This window comes from Bacillus sp. B1-b2 (assembly GCF_009183415.1).
In the GTDB taxonomy this organism is placed as follows: domain Bacteria; phylum Bacillota; class Bacilli; order Bacillales; family Cytobacillaceae; genus Niallia.
Genome location: NZ_WEHU01000007.1, coordinates 102,010 through 123,023 on the forward strand (window position 1 = coordinate 102,010; position 21,014 = coordinate 123,023).

Annotated in this window: 20 protein-coding genes; 9 read left to right on the plus strand and 11 right to left on the minus strand. The window is 30.1% G+C overall.

Features of this window, described 5'->3' with window-relative positions; translation table 11 throughout:
* Positions 1-12: 12 nt before the first annotated feature.
* Positions 13-1,476, minus strand: a complete 1,464-nt coding sequence (locus F9279_RS08800) for a SulP family inorganic anion transporter (protein WP_016204941.1) — start codon at positions 1,474-1,476, stop codon at positions 13-15.
* Positions 1,477-1,650: 174 nt separating this feature from the next.
* Between F9279_RS08800 and F9279_RS08805 the strand changes: the two genes are divergently transcribed.
* Positions 1,651-2,208 (plus strand): recombinase family protein, encoded by a 558-nt coding sequence (locus F9279_RS08805; RefSeq protein WP_016204942.1) that lies wholly within the window; start codon positions 1,651-1,653, stop codon positions 2,206-2,208.
* Positions 2,209-2,571: 363 nt separating this feature from the next.
* Here F9279_RS08805 and F9279_RS08810 read toward each other — a convergent pair whose 3' ends face one another.
* The 5 genes from F9279_RS08810 to F9279_RS08830 all read right to left on the minus strand — a co-directional run bounded on the left by F9279_RS08810 (position 2,572) and on the right by F9279_RS08830 (position 7,614).
* A complete protein-coding gene (locus F9279_RS08810; protein WP_016204943.1) occupies positions 2,572-3,099 on the minus strand; it encodes an arsinothricin resistance N-acetyltransferase ArsN1 family A in 528 nt (175 codons plus the stop codon).
* 69 nt (positions 3,100-3,168) lie between these two features.
* Positions 3,169-3,627 (minus strand): MarR family winged helix-turn-helix transcriptional regulator, encoded by a 459-nt coding sequence (locus F9279_RS08815; RefSeq protein ID WP_016204944.1) that lies wholly within the window; start codon positions 3,625-3,627, stop codon positions 3,169-3,171.
* A 284-nt stretch (positions 3,628-3,911) separates the two neighbouring features.
* Positions 3,912-4,883, minus strand: coding sequence for a TniB family NTP-binding protein (locus tag F9279_RS08820; protein WP_016204945.1), 972 nt, complete (start codon positions 4,881-4,883; stop codon positions 3,912-3,914).
* Positions 4,884-4,893: 10 nt separating this feature from the next.
* Entirely contained in the window at positions 4,894-6,969 is a 2,076-nt protein-coding gene (locus tag F9279_RS08825) for a Mu transposase C-terminal domain-containing protein (RefSeq protein WP_016204946.1), read from the minus strand.
* Positions 6,970-6,975: 6 nt separating this feature from the next.
* Entirely contained in the window at positions 6,976-7,614 is a 639-nt protein-coding gene (locus F9279_RS08830) for a TnsA endonuclease N-terminal domain-containing protein (RefSeq protein WP_053215733.1), read from the minus strand.
* A 62-nt stretch (positions 7,615-7,676) separates the two neighbouring features.
* Between F9279_RS08830 and F9279_RS08835 the strand changes: the two genes are divergently transcribed.
* The gene (locus tag F9279_RS08835; RefSeq protein WP_016204949.1) at positions 7,677-9,488 is read left to right on the plus strand and encodes a TniQ family protein; all 1,812 of its coding nucleotides are present in this window, start codon (positions 7,677-7,679) and stop codon (positions 9,486-9,488) included.
* 76 nt (positions 9,489-9,564) lie between these two features.
* Here the strand turns inward: F9279_RS08835 and F9279_RS08840 are convergent, their stop codons facing one another.
* From F9279_RS08840 to F9279_RS08860, 5 genes are all read right to left on the minus strand, one after another.
* Entirely contained in the window at positions 9,565-11,457 is a 1,893-nt protein-coding gene (locus F9279_RS08840; protein ID WP_016204950.1) for a TniQ family protein, read from the minus strand.
* Between the two features lie 167 nt (positions 11,458-11,624).
* Positions 11,625-12,887, minus strand: coding sequence for a DUF3854 domain-containing protein (locus tag F9279_RS08845; RefSeq protein ID WP_016204951.1), 1,263 nt, complete (start codon positions 12,885-12,887; stop codon positions 11,625-11,627).
* A 23-nt stretch (positions 12,888-12,910) separates the two neighbouring features.
* Entirely contained in the window at positions 12,911-13,204 is a 294-nt protein-coding gene (locus tag F9279_RS08850; protein WP_016204952.1) for a DUF4258 domain-containing protein, read from the minus strand.
* 188 nt (positions 13,205-13,392) lie between these two features.
* The gene (locus F9279_RS08855) at positions 13,393-14,754 is read right to left on the minus strand and encodes a hypothetical protein (RefSeq protein WP_047943232.1); all 1,362 of its coding nucleotides are present in this window, start codon (positions 14,752-14,754) and stop codon (positions 13,393-13,395) included.
* Positions 14,726-14,962 (minus strand): helix-turn-helix domain-containing protein, encoded by a 237-nt coding sequence (locus F9279_RS08860; protein ID WP_226793382.1) that lies wholly within the window; start codon positions 14,960-14,962, stop codon positions 14,726-14,728. The genes F9279_RS08855 and F9279_RS08860 overlap by 29 nt, the downstream gene beginning before the upstream one ends.
* Positions 14,963-15,341: 379 nt before the next feature.
* On the opposite strand from F9279_RS08860, the gene F9279_RS08865 reads away from it, so the two are divergent.
* Genes F9279_RS08865 through F9279_RS08895 form a run of 7 tightly spaced genes read left to right on the plus strand, consistent with a single transcriptional unit; the run spans position 15,342 to position 21,004 of the window.
* Positions 15,342-16,325, plus strand: a complete 984-nt coding sequence (locus F9279_RS08865) for a Rad52/Rad22 family DNA repair protein (RefSeq protein ID WP_053215732.1) — start codon at positions 15,342-15,344, stop codon at positions 16,323-16,325.
* Between the two features lie 56 nt (positions 16,326-16,381).
* Entirely contained in the window at positions 16,382-17,521 is a 1,140-nt protein-coding gene (gene dnaN / locus F9279_RS08870) for a DNA polymerase III subunit beta (RefSeq protein WP_016204957.1), read from the plus strand.
* Positions 17,522-17,572: 51 nt separating this feature from the next.
* Positions 17,573-17,917, plus strand: coding sequence for a hypothetical protein (locus F9279_RS08875; protein WP_047943231.1), 345 nt, complete (start codon positions 17,573-17,575; stop codon positions 17,915-17,917).
* A 14-nt stretch (positions 17,918-17,931) separates the two neighbouring features.
* The gene (locus tag F9279_RS08880; RefSeq protein ID WP_047943230.1) at positions 17,932-18,483 is read left to right on the plus strand and encodes a hypothetical protein; all 552 of its coding nucleotides are present in this window, start codon (positions 17,932-17,934) and stop codon (positions 18,481-18,483) included.
* Positions 18,461-19,174: a hypothetical protein gene (locus F9279_RS08885; RefSeq protein ID WP_047943229.1), complete on the plus strand. Its 714-nt coding sequence runs from the start codon at positions 18,461-18,463 to the stop codon at positions 19,172-19,174. The genes F9279_RS08880 and F9279_RS08885 overlap by 23 nt, the downstream gene beginning before the upstream one ends.
* 27 nt (positions 19,175-19,201) lie before the next feature.
* Positions 19,202-20,155 (plus strand): hypothetical protein, encoded by a 954-nt coding sequence (locus tag F9279_RS08890; protein ID WP_047943228.1) that lies wholly within the window; start codon positions 19,202-19,204, stop codon positions 20,153-20,155.
* A complete protein-coding gene (locus tag F9279_RS08895; protein WP_047943227.1) occupies positions 20,156-21,004 on the plus strand; it encodes a ThiF family adenylyltransferase in 849 nt (282 codons plus the stop codon).
* Positions 21,005-21,014: the final 10 nt, after the last annotated feature.

The following is a 21,014-nucleotide window of genomic DNA, read 5'->3' on the forward strand; positions in this document are numbered from 1 at the left end:
TCACTCCCCTTTTTAGTGTGCAGATAATTTTGCATTTGGATCGTTAAATACTGCCAACTTATCCACGATTTTTTTACTTGCTGCATTTAAGTTTTTAATAGTCACGTTGTTATGATTTTCTCGATATTTAATCACTACTTTATCGATCGCACCAACAGCTGAATCATCCCATATGTGCGCATTGGTGAAATCAATAATAATATTCTTATTCTCCACAGAAAAATCAAATTGCTCCACGAACTCTTCCACGGAAGCGAAAAATAACTGCCCTTCTACCTCGAAAGTAATATTCTGGTTATTCACATTCCTAACCAACTTAATTTTAGATATTTTAGCCACAAAAAAGATGGCGCTTAATATAACTCCTGCTATAACACCGATAGATAAATCATGTGTTGCTACTACGATGATAACAGTGACTAACATAACTGCTGCATCTGTTTTTGGAGCGTTTTTTAGGTAAGTAAAAGATGACCAGTCAAATGTACCAATAGAAACCATGATCATTATACCTACCAGGACTGCCATTGGAATTTGGACTACTATATTCCCTAATACCAAAATTAGAAACATAAGAAATAGTCCAGCAACAAGTGTAGATAACCTACCTCTACCACCTGACTTTACGTTTATAACGGATTGTCCTATCATCGCACAACTTGCCATACCACCAAAAAAACCTGTAATAACATTGGCAATTCCTTGCCCTCTAGCTTCCCTATTTTTATTACTACCTGTTCCAGTCATGTCGTCCACAATGGAAGCAGTTAAAAGAGATTCTAATAAACCTACAATAGCTAATGCAATGGAATATGGAAAAATAATCTTTAATGTTTCAAAATTAAGTGGTACATCAGGAATAAAGAAAGATGGTAACGATTGAGTGATATTACCTAAATCTCCAACTGTTCTTAAATCAAAGTCAGAGAAAATTGCTAAACTTGTTAATAAAACAATTGCAATTAATGGTGCTGGAACCGTCTTTATAAATCTTGGTAAGATATAGACAATCAATAATGTAATGGCTACAAAGATATAAGTCATATTGGAGATACCTATAAAATGAGGGACTTGTGCCATAAATATTAAAATAGCTAAAGAATTAACAAAGCCAACCATAACTGCCCTCGGAATAAACTTCATTAGCTTTGCTATTTTTAAAACTCCAAAAACAACTTGGATAATACCTGTTAATATAGTGGCTGCTAATAAGTAGTTTATACCGTAGTCTTTTACTAATGGCACCATTAGTAATGCCATAGCTCCAGTCGCAGCCGAAATCATAGCTGGTCTTCCGCCAACAAAAGAAATGGTTACAGCCATACAAAAAGAGGCATACAGGCCAACCATTGGATCAACACCCGCAATAATGGAAAACGCTATTGCTTCTGGAATCAGTGCCAAGGCAACTACTATTCCAGATAGAATATCTGCGGGAATATTTGAAAACCAATCTCTCTTCATTTTTTCAATCACTAAAAAATACCTCCGTTATAATATTTTATATAATAAATATATAATCAGCTTTTTTAACTTACTTTGAACAGTCTAACACCAAAAGAACCAAAATGGAACCATTTTGGTTCTTTTTTTCAAATAATTTTTATGATATGGTTTATTTAAACGCTTAAAAACTAAGGAGGCTAATACATGTTAATTGGTTATATGAGGCCTGTTGAAGATGACCCTAATTGTATAGATCAGTTAGAAAGTCTTACTACCTATCATTGTAACGTAATCTATACTGAAGAACTTAGTTCTCACAAGAATAAAACTACACTTAAAAAGATGTTATTAAACTTAAATAAACACGATAAGATTGTGGTTGAAAAATTTTATACAATTGCTGATTCATTAAAAAAATTAAAGGAGATATTAAATATTATTAGGGAAAAAGATGCTTATATTTTGTTTATTAAAGAGAATATTGATACGAGTAATGTAATGGAAGAAAAGTTTAATGAATATGTACAACATCTAATAAACCTTCAGGGCGATATTATAAGTGAAAACACTAAAATAGGAATAAAAACAGCTAAAAACCAGGGGAAAAATACAGGTAGACCCAAAAAGTCTTTACGTAATATTCAAAAAGCAATTGATATGTATATTAGTAAGCAGTTTTCATTAATAGAAATTCAAAATACAACTGGAATTAGTAAGTCCAGCTTATACAGATATTTATCAAATTGGGAGGGAAAATCCTAAGCTTAAATTATATTGGGTGACTACCAATTTGTGATTTTTTCAAGTATTTTTAGGTAACATCAAGTGCTGGCTGATAATTGTTAATTTCCTTATATTGATTGGAAAAAATATAAAAACCTCTGTCAAATTTAAGAACAGAGGTTTTCCAATTTTTTGTCTATTTTAATTAATCTTAGATGAAATAATACTAAATATTTAGTTATTTTACATTTAACTTCAAATCAGTTGAGAACTTTTTGTAAAAAAGCAACTTTTTTCATCTAGAACTTTATTTTAATACAACAACTCAATTATATTACGAATATTTATGACAAATCATTCCGGAAAAATTACTAAATTAATCCGATTTTGAATTCTGACATATTATTTACTCTCCTTTGTTTTTAACAAATAATAATCTTGATCAAAAAGCAATTTTTCCATAATCATTACATCTACAAATTCCCCTCTTAATTTTCCTTGATTTTTAAATAATCCAACTTTCCTATAATTCTGCTTTCGATACAGACCTTGACCTAAAGCATTGATAGGGAATGTAAAGAGCACTAACTTGTAAAAACCATGTGATTTTGCTTCTTCTTCTAAGACCCGTAATAATTGCTGACCTATTCCTTTCCCCCTAAATCCCCTATGTATATATATGGATAGTTCTCCTACACCCTGGTAAACAGCTCTTGTATTATAAGCATTTATGGAAGCCCAACCAGTTATTTCTCCTTGTTCGTTTGTTGCTACGAAAGCACAATATCTTCCATTATGGAGATTAAACCATTTGTAAATATAGTTTTCGTCTTTAAGTTCTTCTTCAAAGGTGGCTATTCCATCTTCAATTCCTTGATTATAAATCTCTAATATAGCCAATAAATCCCTTTCCTCTACTTTCCTAATCATTTTTCCAACTCCTTAATTGACTTTCACATTAATTGACTTTATCAATTATAATATTTAATGAAAGCCACCTTATTTGGTGGCACAACTACCTAGCCCATTGTTTTTATTCATTGCATATAGAAGCAAACTTAGACTTTCCATTACCTGTTGATGTTTATCTTCCTGAATATGTTGAAAAATATTACCTAGATACTCTAACATTTGATTGGAAATTTCCTCTGCCTTCAATTCCCCTTCATCCGTAAGTGACAAAAGGACATACCTTCTATCATTAGGATCTGGAACTCTTAAAATAAAGTTAAGTTCAACCAGTTTATTTACCTGTCTACTTAAAAGCCCTGTATCCATCATTAACTTTTCTGCCAATGTCTGTAGAGATACATTTGGGCTCTTACTTAACTCATAAACAATGTGACTTTGTGATACTGTAATTCCACAACAATCAGATCCGTCTTTCTGAAGAAGACCAAAGTCCCTTACCAATTGCTGGAGCAATTCACGTATTTGAATTTTATCCTGTGTTTTCATATATTATCGCCTCTAATTAGATGTTATCATCATTAATTGATAATGTCAAATAATATTTTGAACTTATACCTTATTCAACTCCCCCTTTAGTTACACAAGAGACTCCTCCACTAAAATAAAATGAGTGTTAACTTTTAAATTAAGCGTTAATTACTATTAACCTTAAATCTCATAAAAAACGTCTAATCCCTTATGAAACAAGGTTCTAGACGTTTATCAATTATAAAAGCGTTAATATTAGTAAAAACGAGTTCATTTATTTTTCACCTTCTTATTACGCGTTATTATATGTATTTTTTCATCCTTTTCTCTTTCTCAAATGCATCAATCAAATTAAATTTCTCATCATTAAATGGATTGATAACAAAGGGTCTTGTTGATAATGAAATGGATTTAAATGAAATATACAAGTCATCCTCAGAAATTAAATCACTCCCACTTTTTAAAGCCTGTACGGTTGATTCTTCTATTAGTTTTTTTATATAATAAGGATTTCCTTTAGTTGCATAAAAAATCTTCTTTGCTAATACTGGATCAGCTAAGAAAGCTTGCTCAGGAAAGGGCAGTTGCTTATCTAATCCATTTAAAAACGCTCTAAATTCTATTTCCTCTTCTTTCGATTGGTAGGAAAAAGGCTGTAAACTTTGCTTTTCACAAAAGCGGCGGTCTAATTGTTCATTATAAACAAAGACTTTATTTGATTCAGGCATTCCGCATACTAATATTGGTATTCTAACTTCATTAGATAAATTTTTCACCCAATTAGATGCTTTGTTTAATACATTTTTACTTTCGCTATCAATTAAATGTTGAAACTCATCTACTATAATCATTTCAACTTCACACTTTTCAACAAAAGATAATATTCTGACAGTCATATTATTCTCTGTACCACGATCATAGTTTGGATCTCCCATATTCAACAATATTTTAGAAGCCACTGACTTTGGTGTTGCTCCTACAGGAACTGTTAAATATAAAATCGGAATTTTTGTAAAACCATCAATAATTTTTCTCGGATATTTACTTTCATACTCTTTGAGTAGAGTAGATTTCCCAAGACCAGTTTCACCATATATAAATAAACCATCAGGCTGAACAGAACCAAAGGATAACTGATGGTGTTCTTCTATTTTATCTAATATTTTTTTATAACGCGGATATTGAATAATGATACTTTTAACGTGCTCTTTCCTTTTTTTTATTTCTTTGACATCAGGAATTTTACCTTTTAGTGGCTTAAATAATTCATTCATCGTTATGACCTCATTTTTTGAAACTCACTCCATAATCTGGTAATGAGTCTAAATCAATATAATCACTATTACTTTTCCCAATCATTGTTTCTTCATCTTGTAATTGCTCTTTTTTACTTTTAGTTGCATATTTTTTCTGTTTATTTTCCCTTTCTTTCTGTTCATCAAAATGAACAACTATTGTATCAGCTTCAATAGGACTTTCTATTTGTAGTTCCGCTAATCCCATTGAAGAAATACCTTCATAATTATAACTCTTAGGCAAATCTCGTTTATTCAACTGTTCCAAGTTGCGTTTTTGTTGGTTATATTTCTTTTTATCACAATTTGTGAGCTCTTTTACTTTTCTTATGGTTTTTGCTAAATTAGTTACATCATCTTTGTTAGCGCCAAGTGTTCTTACCGAAGAGTCTAGTTCTAACTGAGACAAATAAACAGGTAAATTCGTGGGAATTTCCTTTCTTTCAAGAGATGTGTTATTTGCTTGAATATATATTTTTTTAAATTTATCATAAACATAAACAGATCTCATATCCGCTAAGTCATATCGAACTTTAACAGACCCAATTTTCTTTTCGTGTTTTACCTCGTTAATTAAGTTAGCTCTAAGTTCCATTAAATCTTTACTATTATAGTATTCGTTTTCTATAACAACGCCTTTATTTTGTATCTTTCTATAATCTATTCCACTCATAAAAATTAATTTAAGCTCTTTTTTGCTTTGTGGTATAGGTAATTGTAGCAAAGGATTATTCACTAATCCTTTAAGCCATAGATCCTTTGGCTTTCCTCCTCGTCTCTTATCATAAGAATTCGCAATTACATCTACCATCACCAGATGAGCCATATAAATAAACGTCTGCATTGTTATACAAGCTTCTCCTACAGAATCATATAATCCTTTCTCATAAACATTTGAAAAAGTCGTTCCTTTTAATGTATGAATCCATGTAGTGTTAAGTGTTCTAAATCCTCTCTCGATAGTTCCCTTTTGATAACCAGCACCAACTTTACAAAAGTGAACATTTATATTTAACTGTTGGCAAGTATCCTTAACATCATACGATTCATTTATTATTGAATTATCAAATACTACCTCAGAGGGTTTTCCATATGCTACCCAATCATTTTCTATTAAGGGATATAATTTTTTCAGGTACGTTTTTGGCATAATAGAATGTAATAGACATTGTTTCACCGCAGATGCATTTACATCCTTAAATGTTACATAAAATCCTAGTGGATGACCGGTAGCTTTATCTATTGCATAGACTAGCCAAGGACGTTCTGGCTTTAGTGTCGATGGATTAATTAATAAGACATCGACAGGTGTCCAATCAATCTCCACTCTTTCCAAGGGTTTAGTAATTACAACTTCTTTTCTAGAACCTTTCTTCCTCAATTCAGTTTCAACTTTACCAAGCCTAATCTCTTCTTTTCTAAATTTGTCTTCTATAGTTTTCTTCCTTCTATAAAATGTAGAACGAGATACTATTTTAATTTTATTTTTATCATCTCTAAATCTGTTAATTTCTTCGATTCTTAATGAAAATTCAGAAAAAAGATGTTCATCTGTAAACTTTTCACCACTATATTGGAATTCATTTACCAGTTCTTCTATTAGTTCGACTATCTCTCCCTTTGTATAATGATTTTTGGGACCAGGCTTCTTTTTTACAAGAGTTCGAATATCTTCATATTTTTCCCATCTACTCTTCCATTCATAAAAGGTTGTTTTACTAACTTTTGGTTCTATCGTATCTAAATAACTCTTAATTTCTGCAGGTAGTATCTCTCCGTCTATCACTGGTTTTATAATTTTATACCTTCTTTTAGCCTCGTTAACTGAATCTATATCTAGCAATGAAAAGTCCCTAATTTCAGATTCACTGCTGCGCCAATCGTTATTTCTGAATACTAATTCTTCTTTATTCCACTTTTCTAATAAGTGTTCTTTATCCCAAATCTCGATTTTATTGTAATTTAAATTCTCTAGTTCGATTGCTCCATTTATTTCTCTTCTAACTATATATCTATCTTCATCTATCATTAACTTTGTTCCTGCTAAAAATGCAAACATACTCATTAGTAACTATCCCCTCACAATATCTATAAAAGTTTCATCATTGAGTAATTCATTTATGAGATCAATATTTAATTGCTGATTATAAATCATATAGTATAAATTCGAATAAATTTCTGGACTAGGTATACTATCATCAAACTTTATGATATCTTCCATCTTACTTTTTCCATTTTTTTGTATAAAATTATAAATTTTTATTTTTGTACTTTCTTTAGTTAACCTTTCGTCGACTCCTCTAATCTTATCGAGGTTTTGTATTAGATATCCTTGTCTTATATCTTTTTCTGTAACTATTTTGAATTTCCATCCTTTTTTTTCACAATATATTTTCCCTACTTCAAATTTAACTTTATTATCTTCTTCTTTAATCTTATCCTCTGGCTTAACTTCAAAAATAATATACTGTTTATCCTTAGTTTCCACTAAAAAATCAGGAAAATATTTGTATATCTTCCCTTTATATCTGTATTCTATTTTTATTGGTTGAGATTGAATTTTTATGATTGAAGGATCAAAATCTAAAACCTTAATGAAGTCCTTCTCTAACAGACTCTCCCAAGCAACCATTTCATTAGACTTTTTGCTATTTATAAAGCCTCTAAAGCTGCCTTTTTTGGATGGTTTTATTTTTCTAACTTGTTCCATATTATCACCTAGTTTACCAGAGTATTTTTTTGGAGATTATTATATTTGAGGTGAAGAACATCATGTTACTTTTTTATTTAAAGCCTAAGAACAACGAAAGCCTTACTGGATTCTTTTATAGGACGGCAAAAGAAAACTTAATGGATAACATAAAATGGATTAATGATCACTTTTCCGTATTTACAGGTTATCAGCCTAATGTTAATTTAATGAATTGGGGCGAACAAAACCATATTAAAGATACTTCAAACTTTTTACGCATCGAATATCAGCTTGCAAACAGTATGACTTTTACTTATCTATTAGAATTTCACGGTTTAAGAGTAGATTATACCAAGAACACTATTAAGTGCCCTTGGTTTTCATACCAAACAACAAAGGTTTGTCCAGTATGTTTAATAGAGGAACCGATTCACCGTTTAGACTGGAGTTTTACATATAGTTTTATATGTAGAAAGCACAAATTATTTCTAATTGATAAATGTATGTATTGTTCTAGAGATATAAATATTAAGACCGTTATTTCCGATAAATGTGTTTGTGGGATGCCTTTATCTTCAGCTAAACCCAAAAATGTTACATTATCTCTTCTATTTAATTATCAACAAGAGGTTGATAAATTTTTCTCCCATGATAAAACTGTTAATATTAATGATTGGATTTCAAATTCTTCGACATTCTATTATGCATTAGAGTTTTTAGCAACTTGGATACCACAAACAATCAATATTGATGAGATTATAACATTAGATGGTTTTAAATATAGCGGAAACGCAGTTGTTAATAGCCGTTTAAAAAAATCAAAAACACTTATTCAATCTTGTCCTTTATACATACACGCTTACATATTATTGAGGGATTGGCCAAAGCAATTTTATACATTCATTAGATTGATGAAAAATAAAAACAACCTTAATAGTTTTCGTCTATTTTGTAATGCTGTTAATAAGTTAATTGGCACTAATTTGGAACCATTGCACACTGAGTTTATGAACTATATACTTAAGAATCAATTACCAAATAGTTATCCAAATCAATTTATTAGTATAAAAAAGGCATGTGAAATTACTAAATTAAAAGAAGATACAATTAAAAGAAGTGATTATTTTCAGCTGTTTATGTGTAACTTCAAGGAAATGGAATTTTTCTTTGTGAAAAAAATTGAAATCGAAAAATGGTTGTCCCTTTACAAAGAATCGATTTCAAAAGAACACTTACGGAATACTTGGCGGACAAGCCCAAAAGTTACTTTTAACATACTTTCCAATAATGTATTATGGCCAGCTATTAACATACAAACTGGTTCTGTAATGCAATGGCAAATCCCTATTGGCAAATTAGAAGAAATCACTTTAAGGTTACAACAGAGAACCACTCTAATAATTGGACCAAAAATTATTTTAAATAAAGCCTTTCAGTGGGTTGGTGTACATTACTCTTTTGTTGTAATTAAAGCAATGTTGGCAGGGTGCTTACCATTCGAATTAGATAAAAAAGTTTTGGGTAATTCTTTGGTTTCAAAAAGAGTACTTTTTAAAATAGTTCGAAATATTGTTGTTAAACTGGCTAAACAAAGTGGAGTTTTATCGCAAAAAGATGTTGCCTTCTTGTTTGGTGTTAAGAAAAAGGATATTGAATATTGGATTTGTACAAATAGACTTAAAACTAATAGCTCAGGGGCTATTACAAACGATTCCTTTACTAAATTTGAATCCAAGTACTTTACAACCTTTCAAATTTCTATGATTAAATCTATTAGTACAAAAAGAATATTAAAAAAATATAATAAGGGGAAATTGATTGCTGTTTCAGGACCTGAATTAAACGATGGTAAACGCTTATTATTCTTAAAAAGCGTAATTAACATAATCTAATAAAGATTAAAATAGCTTTCTAATGACTGAATCTACTGAATTTTATTAATTATTCAAAAAAGCTGAGATTTTATATTTATTCTTCTATAATTAGCTTTACATCACTTTTACTATATATTTTAAATTTATTCTGGAAATGATTTAATACAGGGCTAATGTCTTTACTAGTTAATGTGTTTAACAGTAAGTCAATGTCTTGGGAAACAAGATCACTAAGCTGAGATAAATTAATATAATTATTTTTGTATTTTTTTGCTTCATTTACTGAAAAATATGGCTTTTCCATTAGTTCGGTTGGTTTTAATAGCCCATATTTGATTAACAAACTAATTTGACTATTTTTTATCCCTAGGTATTTAACTAGTTCCAGTCGAGATAATACCCCTTTTCCTGTTTCTAACTTATTTTTTAATGACTCTTCCCATACTTCATTTTTTCTAATAAGATATCGTTTTAAGCCTGTATCTTTCACTCTTTTATCAACCACACGTATTTTCCCCTTGACTATAAGTGTAATCATATCGGATAAATTAGTGCCTACTGAATATTTAATACTCTTTGTAATATCTGTTAGCTCTTCTTCATTACAAGAAATTTGATTACTTTGTAAACAATATCTTTCATACCTTTTCTCTATAATTCGGAAGATTTGGTCAATCTTCCGCCGGTCATATAATACTTCATTAGTACCATTAATGATTGGAGAACTTTTTACTTCCAAAAGAGTCTTTTCTAAAGAAATCACACCGTTAAGTGATATGTTTAAAATACTACTTGTTACTTTTCTATTAACCAAGAATCTTTTATTTGAAAGATATCTATTAACACTTTCTCTTGATATTAATAAAAATTCTTCTCTCTCCTTGGTAATACTCGCTTTAAGAAATCCATTAGCTATAAGTTTTTTTACAGTAACATGTTTGCATTTTAACATGTTAGCGACTTGTGATAATGAAAGATAATAAGCACTATAAATATCCTTGTTAAAACTCCTACTATTTGAAATTAATGAACTATCCCAGTTTTTAAATATATAATTTTCAAATTCATTTCTTAAGAAGTCCATTTGAGGATGATTATACTTATTATATAAATCAATAAAAAAGTAGCCAAAGTTATTAATATAACTGCCTCTATCATATTTAGGCTTACACTTCTTAAAATTTCTGTACAATTCCAAAAAATCAGAATAATTAACAGGCCAATTTTCGAATCTTTTTGTAATGTTCATAATTAAGGTAGTAAATTCCCTATCTTCATATTCAAATGGAATTGAAATACTCCCTACTCTACTCTTATCTCTATAGTACAATCTTATAAAAAAGTGATAAATCAATAAGATATATTTTAGATCAAGTTTAGTTAACAAATTTAGATTACTTTCTTTAAAATTTCTGGTATCAGAGTTAAATTTATAATAGATGATTCTTGACACGAAGGAATTGCTTTCGTCAGCATTTTTAACTTTTAAGGTCCTTAAGTCCTTATTACATTTACAATAATAAAACTTCTTTCTATATTGTTTAATTGGTTTTCCACAGCTACTACATGAAGAAACAAGGAAACAATTATGTATTGGACATACTAAAAAAATTCTTATATCCCATAATTTATGATGAATACCAACAGTTTCAAGGCATCTAGGACATACCTTAGCATGAGCATTCATCAAACTGTCTTGATACAAAGTAAAATTAAAATGCTTAAATTTTCCTTTTTCATAATCAAACTCGTTATAAAATGTAGTTATTAATAATTCATTAAGTGACAAGCCAGTTAAATTCATTAAAGATGAAAAATCAAATTTCCATGGTAGCAGATTGCGAGGACCAATATAGTGATTAAAATCAGAATCGTTTAATATCCATGTATTTGTTTCATACATATTTTCAATTGATAATCTATTAATATAACTAAAGATATTTTCATCTTTTCTAGGTTTAACTACACAAAGTAATTTTTTGTTCAATAAATAATCACCCCCAAAAAAGTTATTTTACTTATAAGTTTAAAAGATATAATAATATATAATTGAGTAATCTTAAATCAATTTAAGATTACTCAATTTTTCATTCCGAATAATTATGAAAAACTATTCCGGTCAATTATGAAATTATTCCGGAGAATTATGAAAAATCACAAATAAATCCTTTTAATGTTAGGGATTTTATTTTTTAATAATAAATCATCAATCCCTTTTCCATCCGATTCTTTCCAAACAATTAAATTAGCATGAAATTTTTGTTTTTTTAATTCCTTTGCACACTCCAATAGATGTTTTTTTACATAAACATTCTCAATAGCATCTGCATCGAAACAAATATTAATAGTTTGAACCCCCATCTCTTTCAATACTGGGATTGCTAACCTCCATGCTCCTACACCAGGAAGACTAATGAAAGTATCTCCAATTTGATCTATCTCTAATGGATCATATAGATTAGCCATTAAGTCAACTGCTATATCTCCTTTTAAAGCTCCTTCACCAAGCCACACGGTTTTAGCTTTATAAAGAGTACCAGGAACCCATTTTTTTAACTTTGTACTAGGAATTGATACATGAATAGGTGCTGGATTACCAGAACCTGTCCCATTAGGTTTATTGGCAGAACTTAACCAGTAATATCTATTCGCTTTTTTAACTCTAATCCATCCCAATAACTCATTATTATCTGTAATAGTAGTCCATTCCTTTTGTAGAGGAACCTCGCCTTGAAATATGATATTTCCTTTATATTTTACTTCTACAACATTTGGCTGTTTGATTACTTTAGCCTGAAATTCTTTCCCATTAAGTTTAACTTCCACTATATTCGGTGGGTTATCAATTCTATATTGAAAGCCTTCGATTTGGTTATATTGGTTTCTGTAAGGAATGAGAATTCCTTTCATTCCTGCTATACTCCAATAACCATTTTGAAAATAGAACCCTGGTATCCCTTGAAAATCATTTATCCCTAAATCATTGCTAATGGCTTTAACAATAGTCCACGGCTTATCAGGGAATGATTTATAATTTCTGATAGTTATTTGTTCATCACTCAATTTGCGTTCATTTGAAGTTAAATGATTATAATGAAAATCATCTAAAATTAGATTATCTAAAAGCGCATGATAGATTGTATCTAATGTGATACTGTCCTTTTTGGGAAATCCATTTACTTCTTCAGCCATTTCCTTTACATTCACTTTATTTCTATTATCTTTTTTTAATACATGCAAGTAACTAATTAACGCGGAGTTTTTTGAAAAATGAATGTCACTTTCTACTCGAATGCATACTACTTTGCTATTATCTTCATTGGTCATGCATGCTCCTGTTTTGCCACAAATAGGACAAGGAGTACGATAATATTCATAAAACCCTTTTACTTTTGTTTTTCTATATAAGGAATTCATACTTATCCTCCTCTTTCGTCTTGTTAAATACAATATTTAAATCTACTACGATCAATTGGTGGCATAGTTGTAACAATCTTAAATTGATGATTTGATACTTTTGCAATTACTACAACCACTGGATTATCGTCAGTATCTCTTCCAAGTACTGCAACTTTTGAAATGGATTGCCTTTCCACTATTTCTCCATTTAATATGGCAGTAACTATATCTGCTTTGGTATAACCTCTTTGCTCTAATCGCTGCATAGTATGAATGCTGATTATGATTTTGCCTTTTCCACTAAATAGTACTTTTTTTACTTCTTGTAATTTCATCTCCTTCACCTCCAAAAAAAAAGACTTTGGTATGTAGTTAAAGGACAGAAATACTCCTCAAAACTACGAACCAAAGTCCGCTATTATTAATTATTAAACCGCTTATCAAAAAGAAAGCAACAAAATACTAAAATATATACAATTTATGTATTTATCATAGCACTTTATTTAAGTTCTATTCAACCTCTTCATTGGAAAAGTTTTTTGATAATTGTTTTGAGAGGCAATTTTTTTGGATTTGATATGGAATCCAATTGAAATCCCGCCTTAATAAGATGTTCATAATTCTCTTTTACTTTTTCCCTTACTTCATCAAATGAGATAAGAGGCTTCTTTTTATATTGTAATCGAATATATTCTTCTGTTAGATCCGGAAGGGTGCCTATTATCGGGAGTTCAAGGCCATTCACTAAAGAGTTAATCTTACTAAATGGAAAACTACGATTATAGATTAATTTCATTGATATTCCATGTCTTTCTCTTAATTGGTGAATATATTTTTTCCACATTAAAATATCTACAATTGAATTGTCTACCATTACCCAAAGTTCATCTATATTTTGAAGTACTTTTTCTGTTTCTTCGGTCATCTTTCCACTTGGCAAATCTGTTAAAATTACATCATGATATCGAAAAAATTGAAAATACACCTCTAAAAAGTCCTCAGTCCAGTTATAAACATAATCTTTTTCTCCAATAGGCAGCCACAGAACTCCCATATATTGCCAATTCGTTTTGTGATAATCTAATTCCATAAGTTCATATTCTTCTAAATGAAACACTTCTATAAAAGAACGAAAATTAACCGGCATTGGTTCATATCTAGACAAAACACTAGATAATTTTGGAGGTTGCATTGCCTCTATAACAGCTGTTTGTATTTTTTGTTCTTGAAGGTATATTGCAAAGTTTAGAATAAAACTCGATACTCCTATACGATGAAGTGGAGACCATACAGCAATCGTTTTGTTTTGTGGGTATTGTTTCCCTTTGTATACATATTGCTTTCTCATAGCTTCAATTTTATTTGTACTGAAATGACTAATACTAATAGGATATTCCGTCGATGGGAAATCATCTTTAATATTCACCGGTGGTGCATTATTACAATCAAAAGTTTCAATGGAGTCAGTTATTTTATTTTCTTGTGCCTCACCTGTAATTGAAGTATGTAAAGGTCCCTGGTCAACTTGAATCTCCATATTGAGTGTATTCTCAGAAGTACTAATATCTTTATCTTGATTATTTTTTACTTTCTTTGGCCAGATGAATAGAGCCTTTCTGAGCGAATCCTCATTCTCAAAGAAATACATGTTTCTCCTATTTGCTTTATTGTCATTTGAATTACCCAAAATGTAAATATCATGGACTTTAAGAGACGTAAGGAACTGATTGTTTATTTCATCTGAAGTAATAATTAACAAATTAAAGATGTAATTTTCTTCTTCATGGTTAATGAAGTTAGAATCATAGAATACAATTTCTACATCATTTGATTGTATTGCCCCGATGATCTGTTCATCACTTATAGAGGTTAGAACCTTTTTCATAGATTAAATGCTCCTGTTTTAAGTATTCATCAATTTTTTTTCGGAATTTAAATGGAAAAGGAATTGTTCTACTTTCCACTTTTCTTAAATAGCTGCTACTGATGCCTATCTCTTTCGCGAATTGAAATTGATTTAACTTCAATCGTTTCCTCAAAATAATAAGTCTTTCAACATCATCTTCAATACAAATTTGGTTTAAATTTCTCATCATTTTTCCCCTTCTTTCCAAAAAAATAAAAAAAACCGCTAATACCCCCTTAGATAAGAGGATACTAGCGGTTATCGCTTTCATGTTTACTATTAATCTAAATAGAGTATATCATAGACTTTAAAAAATATATAGAATGAATTATTTAATAGTTGTTACAGTTGGAGACAAAATGTATAATTTAATTATAACTTTTTTATATTTTTTAATTTTTTGGCGATCCTTTTGGATTTGCGGTTTCTAAAATAAACATACAGCCTTTGGGTTGATAGATTTTAAGAATAGCATTTTGCTATTCTTTCCCTATCTCTCCAAAGGCTTTTTTATGTTTATCGATGTAAAAGAGTTATAAATTATTCTAAGAAAGGGAGAGAAAAAAATGACGACGCAATCTACAGAAGAAATTCTTAACAAATTAAGACAACCATTCTCACAAAATGATATAGAATGGAAAGTTCAAACAAGTAACAAAGGTAACAACGGAGCTTATGCTTTTGTAGTAGCTTACGTGAATAACAGAGCTATTCAAAATAGACTAGATGAAGTATTTGGTATTGGCGGCTGGAAAAACTCATACGTAGAATTCTCCGGTGGTATAATTTGTGAACTTAGTTGTTATATTAATGGCCAATGGATTACCAAATCGGATGGTTCTGAACCTTCTAATTTTGAAGCCTTTAAGGGTGGTTTATCGAATGCGATGAAGCGAGCTGCTGTACAGTTTGGTATTGGGCGTTATTTATACAAATTAGAGCCTATATATGTTAAAATCTCTGAAACTAAAAGTAATAATTCTATCTACTTGAATGATAAAAAAAATAAAGTAGTGGGATATTATGATCCACCGCGTTTACCTGATTGGGCTTTACCACCTAATGAGCAAAAACAAGGAAAAAACAAAGAAACAACTAGTACTACCGATAATAACAATAAAAAAAGAGAAATTGATAAGAAGACTGGAAATAACAATTTCAATAGGAATTCTTATTTTATTTCCATCACAGAATTTATAAATAAAATCAATCTTAAACCAAGAGCAGCAATGGAGTTATTTCATCATATAAATTCTGATACTAAATCTGATTGTGTTGAAATAAAAGATATTAAGGAAAAGGCTACTGACAAAGAGTTAATTAAATACTATGATACTTTAAAACCCGTAAGTGACTTAGTTAAAATGAGTATTCATTATAAAATACCTGTTGAAAATGTATTAAATTATGTGAGAATTTTAAAACCACAAGAGAAAATCGATAGCCTTCATTCTTGTTTAATACGTTTGAACAGAGAAGATATTAAAGAAATCAATGGATTTATTGAAGGTGATATAAAAAATAATATGTTTGAACATCAAACAGCGTAAACAAACACAAAAATACTTTTGTGTTATTTTTTTAACCTTTTTTAGGAGGAAATTACATGGAATTTATTATTAATAAAGAGAGTTTATTAGAGGTCCTTTCAAAAGTAGAGAAATTAGTAAAAACTAAAACATCAAATCCAATACTACAAGGTTTTTATTTAGAAGTTAAGTCAGATAAGATAATCGTTATTGGATCTGATTTAAACACTACTATCCGTTATGAATTACCAGTTTTATTCGAAGATGAGTCAATACTTATTAATAAAGAAGGTAAGGTAGTTGTTCCCTATCAGTTATATGAAATTGCTAAGAAAGTTAAAACCGAATTAAGCATTTCGTTAGATGATACGCAATTAGTAATAAAACATGGGAAGAAAAAAAAGAGTGAATTTAAACTATCAGTTTTTAAGGCAGAAGAGTATCCTAAATTACCTAGATTTGATGGTATAGAGCCAACTCTGTCTATTAAAGGAACCGAATTTAATTCATTTATCAAAAAAACAGGGTATGCAGCTTCAAGTTCTGATGCTAGACCAGTTCTACAAGGAATTTGTTTTGAAATTACAGAAGATAAGCTACGACTTGTCTGTACGGATTCTCACCGTTTAGGCGTTATTGACGTCACAGAATCTCATAAGGAGTCCAGGAAGATTATTATCCCAGCAAAATCAATATTGGAAAGTTTGAAATCCTTTGATTTAAGTGAGAAAGTTACTGTGTTTTGTGAAAATGATCGAATGCTTATTTTACAAAATAATAATCTCACTTTTTATTGCCGTCTATTAGAAGGAACTTATCCAGATGTAAGCCGCTTAATTCCAAAAGAGCATCTTGCTGAAATGAAAATAAGCAGAAAAGAATTTTTGGAAGGCTTTGAAATGATTAATGGTTTGACTAATGCAGCAGATAATGAGACTAAAGGAATCGTTAAACTCCATGTAAATGGAGTTGCGACTTTATCAACATATCAAGCGCAAACTGGAAGCGGAAAAATTGAAATCGATTATGAAAGTTTAGAAGGTGAAGATAATTTTGATATTGCCTTTAATAATAATTATATGATCGATACATTAAAAGCAATGGAATCAGAGTATGTGTCCTTTAAATACCAAGGTTCTATGCGTCCATTTTTATTAACACCATGTGATTCTTCTCATGAGGAAATACAATTGATTCTTCCGGTGAGAAATAAATAACAAAATGTAAGAAGAAAGGCTCTCCTTTCTTCTTTTTCTATTGGAGGATTTATGAAAATAAATATGAGGAAACTCTCACAGGAAATTAAAAATAAAAATATTATTGTTAAACCAAATTCATCGGAAGCAGGAATGGCCTACTTTATGGATATAGTTATTAACCATTCTGCAACAGAAAGTATTAATTTCAATTCATTTACCTATGATGAAGCAATTCTTGCCTTCAATGAATTCTATTATTTACCATCGGATGAATATACGGATGATTTTTCTGAAGAAGACTATGACAATATAAAAAATAATATGTGGTCCTCTTATATGCAAACCCAAGAATTTTTTGTCCGTTGGAGTCAAGAAACCAAAAAAATATATTGTTATGAGGATGATTTTATTTAGGAGAGGTGAAGAAAATGACATCAATTTTGATGGATGCAGAGTCTAAAGCAAGTTATGACTATTCAATTTCTAACTTATTAATGTTAAAGATTCTCCATGACGCTAAAGTGGATGTAAGTGGATACGGTAACTATCGAGTAGAAGTAGGTTTTATGTCTAATCCTGGATACGATTTTTTAATGCGAGGTATGAATGATTTAGGTTTTGATACAAAACACGCAACAGTTTATACGGATGATCCAGAAGAAATCTCACTTGCTAAACAAATCGAGAGTGTATTCAACCCAAATGCAGAATGGTATATAGTGTTGAATAGCTTTAAAGTGGAAAAAATACTACTTTCTAGTCAAAAAGATGAGTATATAGCCTTTATTAAGTCAACTTTGAATCACATTGATTTAGAATGTGAAGCATTTGTAGAGGAGTCTTTGGGTATTATTATTGGATTCATTTTTGATGGATTTTATCATGAATTATTATCAGCTTTAATAGAGGTGGCTGATGAGACTAATAATATTTACGAAAAACTGGAGGAACAGCAAAATGGACATTATCTTTCGGCTTAGTGATGAACCACAGCACTTAAATGCACAAGTCGAAGTGTTACAAATCACTTCTGATTTCAATAATACTTTAGAGTCATTGGATCAAATGATTAAGTTAAATGGAAGAATGGTAGAGGGATTATATAACATTACCCTCCCTAATCTTTTTAGTATTCTTCAAGAAAGTATAGAGGATTACATAATTGATTCTCAAACTCCAATTCTTCCAAAAAATTGCGTGAAACATGTTTGGATTAATGAATTAGTAAAGCATCAACTAGTATATATAGAGGTACCAAAACAACAACTTGATATGCGGTATGGAAAAACACTATTTAAACAGGTTGGACTACCAAGACTAATCTTCTTATATGAAGTAATGGAGAAAAAAGTAAAATTGAAAAACATTGTTGCTGTTAAAGGCTCCAAATTTTTGACAAAAGATAAGGAAGTATTTCTTTTCCCCTTTTCACATGTATCTTTAGATGGTCATGTTTGCATGGGAGGAAATACTTTTCCTGAAATAGATGACATCTATCAATTAAACAGTTTGCATTTATTGTTTTTGCAGGCACCTTTTGGAGAAGATTATGGAGCAAAAACAACTACTAATTTAAGTGTGGCAGCATTATTTAAAAAATATGAAAATAAACAATTTGATGATGAAATCTTATTACCACATTCGAAAATTCAAATTTTAGAGAATCTATAATAAAAATACAATATGGAGGAATTGAAAATGACAATAAAACAGGATGATATCTTTTCACTATTTGATATTGAAGTGGAGACTAAAAAAGTTGACCTTAATAAAATGAATGATATAAAGGAAAATAAACCAAAGCTAAAGACTGATACTAATTCTAGTTCTACAAAGAGTTCAACAAATAAGAAAGATAACTTTAAATTAACAAGTAAAACCATTATTCGGTTTGGGATGAATGAATATCCAGTTACTAATTATTTCTCCAAGGACGAAATTGAAAGAGGACTTCCATCTAAAAAAACGTCTGAGGATGGAGAAATTGAATATAAACCTATTAGTGAGGAACAACTTAGAAAGAAATTAGAAAAAGACTTTCCAATCTTAGTACCTAAATATACCACCTTGGTATATGTAGAAAAACAAGATGTGGTTATTCCTATTATGCAAGCAAAGAAAAATGGCAGCATGGATAATAAAGAGTTCTCTTTCGAGGACTCTTCTTTAAAACATCAAAAAAAGAAGATTCCATTTCAAATCTTATTAGATTTTATCCATATTGCAAAGTACTTTTCAGATAATCACGGTACTGAAGTATTTGCTAATATTTACTTTGATCATGACACTGAGGAATTTTTTATGGATATTCCTTCCCAAAGAGTTAGCAGATATTTAGTCACTATTACAGAAGAGGCACAAGAGACCGCTCTTAAACTCATAGAGAGAAGGTATTCAAAGGTAATGGAAATACATTCACATCATATTTTAAGTCCTACTCCGTCCAAAATAGACGATGACAACCAGCGTGCTCCTATTTTATATGCCATTATTGGTAATATTAATGGATTATTCCCTGATGTGCTAGTTCGTACATTCAATAAAGAATTAAATGAACATATTATTATAGATAGTAGCAAAGTATTTGAATTTACATTGACAACTAAACAAAAGGTAAATGGCTATGATCTAACTGTAGTGGAGGTTGAATAGATGCAACCTATTTCTATAGATTTAAGCCGCTCTTATCAAAGGGAAGTATATTATCAGATTCTAGTTATAGGCGCAGGAGGTACTGGAGGAATTGTTATTCAGCAATTGTGCCAAATGTTAAGTATGTTTGAGATATCGGCAAAGTTAATAATTGCTGAACCAGATATTTATGAAGAAAAAAATAGAAATAACCAACTATGCTTAGCAAAAGATGTAGGTAAAAATAAAGCAGATGTCTTAGCTAAAAGGTATCGTGCTGCTTATCAACTAGACATAGCCACTTACACTGGAGGTTATGTAGAAGACACTAAAACAATAGACACATTGTTCCAACTCAATTATGAAAGAATTCCATATAACTATAGAATAGTCCCTATTCTTATTTCTTGTGTTGATAATAACTATTCAAGAAAGATATTCCATGAGTATTTTAACACCGCTCAGACCCTACTATATTTTGATGTGGGCAATGAAAATGTTATCTTACCAAAGGATCACAGAAATAGACCAATTGAGTCCTGGACGAAAGAGGAATTGGAAGAATATAAAGATTCAGGTTTCACTGGACAAATGGTTTGTGGTTTTAAGTCTGATTGGAAAATACTCTCAGAACCAATAGGTACGTTATATCCAGATATTTTAGAGGACAATGATGAAATAGCTCCTTCTCAATTAAGTTGTCAGGAACTAGCTGCATCCAATCCTCAGAGATTAATAACTAATCGTTATAGTGCTATATCTGTAATTACTGTACTGAATGAAATATTTGAAACTAAAAGTCTATCAACTCACAGGATTCTATATCATGCAAAAAGAGGTTATATGAAGAGTGAACCAATTTTAGGGTAATAAAAAAGTA

Coding starts and splice junctions, on each gene's coding strand:
- F9279_RS08810 (WP_016204943.1), bottom strand. CDS start 3,099: ATGATTAGGAAAGTAGAGGAAAGGGATTTATTGGCTATATTAGAGATT.
- F9279_RS08830 (WP_053215733.1), bottom strand. CDS start 7,614: ATGGAACAAGTTAGAAAAATAAAACCATCCAAAAAAGGCAGCTTTAGA.
- F9279_RS08885 (WP_047943229.1), top strand. CDS start 18,461: ATGGACATTATCTTTCGGCTTAGTGATGAACCACAGCACTTAAATGCA.
- F9279_RS08850 (WP_016204952.1), bottom strand. CDS start 13,204: ATGAAATTACAAGAAGTAAAAAAAGTACTATTTAGTGGAAAAGGCAAA.
- F9279_RS08825 (WP_016204946.1), bottom strand. CDS start 6,969: ATGAGTATGTTTGCATTTTTAGCAGGAACAAAGTTAATGATAGATGAA.
- F9279_RS08860 (WP_226793382.1), bottom strand. CDS start 14,962: ATGAGAAATTTAAACCAAATTTGTATTGAAGATGATGTTGAAAGACTT.
- dnaN (WP_016204957.1), top strand. CDS start 16,382: ATGGAATTTATTATTAATAAAGAGAGTTTATTAGAGGTCCTTTCAAAA.
- F9279_RS08805 (WP_016204942.1), top strand. CDS start 1,651: ATGTTAATTGGTTATATGAGGCCTGTTGAAGATGACCCTAATTGTATA.
- F9279_RS08845 (WP_016204951.1), bottom strand. CDS start 12,887: ATGAATTCCTTATATAGAAAAACAAAAGTAAAAGGGTTTTATGAATAT.
- F9279_RS08820 (WP_016204945.1), bottom strand. CDS start 4,883: ATGAATGAATTATTTAAGCCACTAAAAGGTAAAATTCCTGATGTCAAA.
- F9279_RS08890 (WP_047943228.1), top strand. CDS start 19,202: ATGACAATAAAACAGGATGATATCTTTTCACTATTTGATATTGAAGTG.
- F9279_RS08835 (WP_016204949.1), top strand. CDS start 7,677: ATGTTACTTTTTTATTTAAAGCCTAAGAACAACGAAAGCCTTACTGGA.
- F9279_RS08815 (WP_016204944.1), bottom strand. CDS start 3,627: ATGAAAACACAGGATAAAATTCAAATACGTGAATTGCTCCAGCAATTG.
- F9279_RS08875 (WP_047943231.1), top strand. CDS start 17,573: ATGAAAATAAATATGAGGAAACTCTCACAGGAAATTAAAAATAAAAAT.
- F9279_RS08880 (WP_047943230.1), top strand. CDS start 17,932: ATGACATCAATTTTGATGGATGCAGAGTCTAAAGCAAGTTATGACTAT.
- F9279_RS08895 (WP_047943227.1), top strand. CDS start 20,156: ATGCAACCTATTTCTATAGATTTAAGCCGCTCTTATCAAAGGGAAGTA.
- F9279_RS08855 (WP_047943232.1), bottom strand. CDS start 14,754: ATGAAAAAGGTTCTAACCTCTATAAGTGATGAACAGATCATCGGGGCA.
- F9279_RS08865 (WP_053215732.1), top strand. CDS start 15,342: ATGACGACGCAATCTACAGAAGAAATTCTTAACAAATTAAGACAACCA.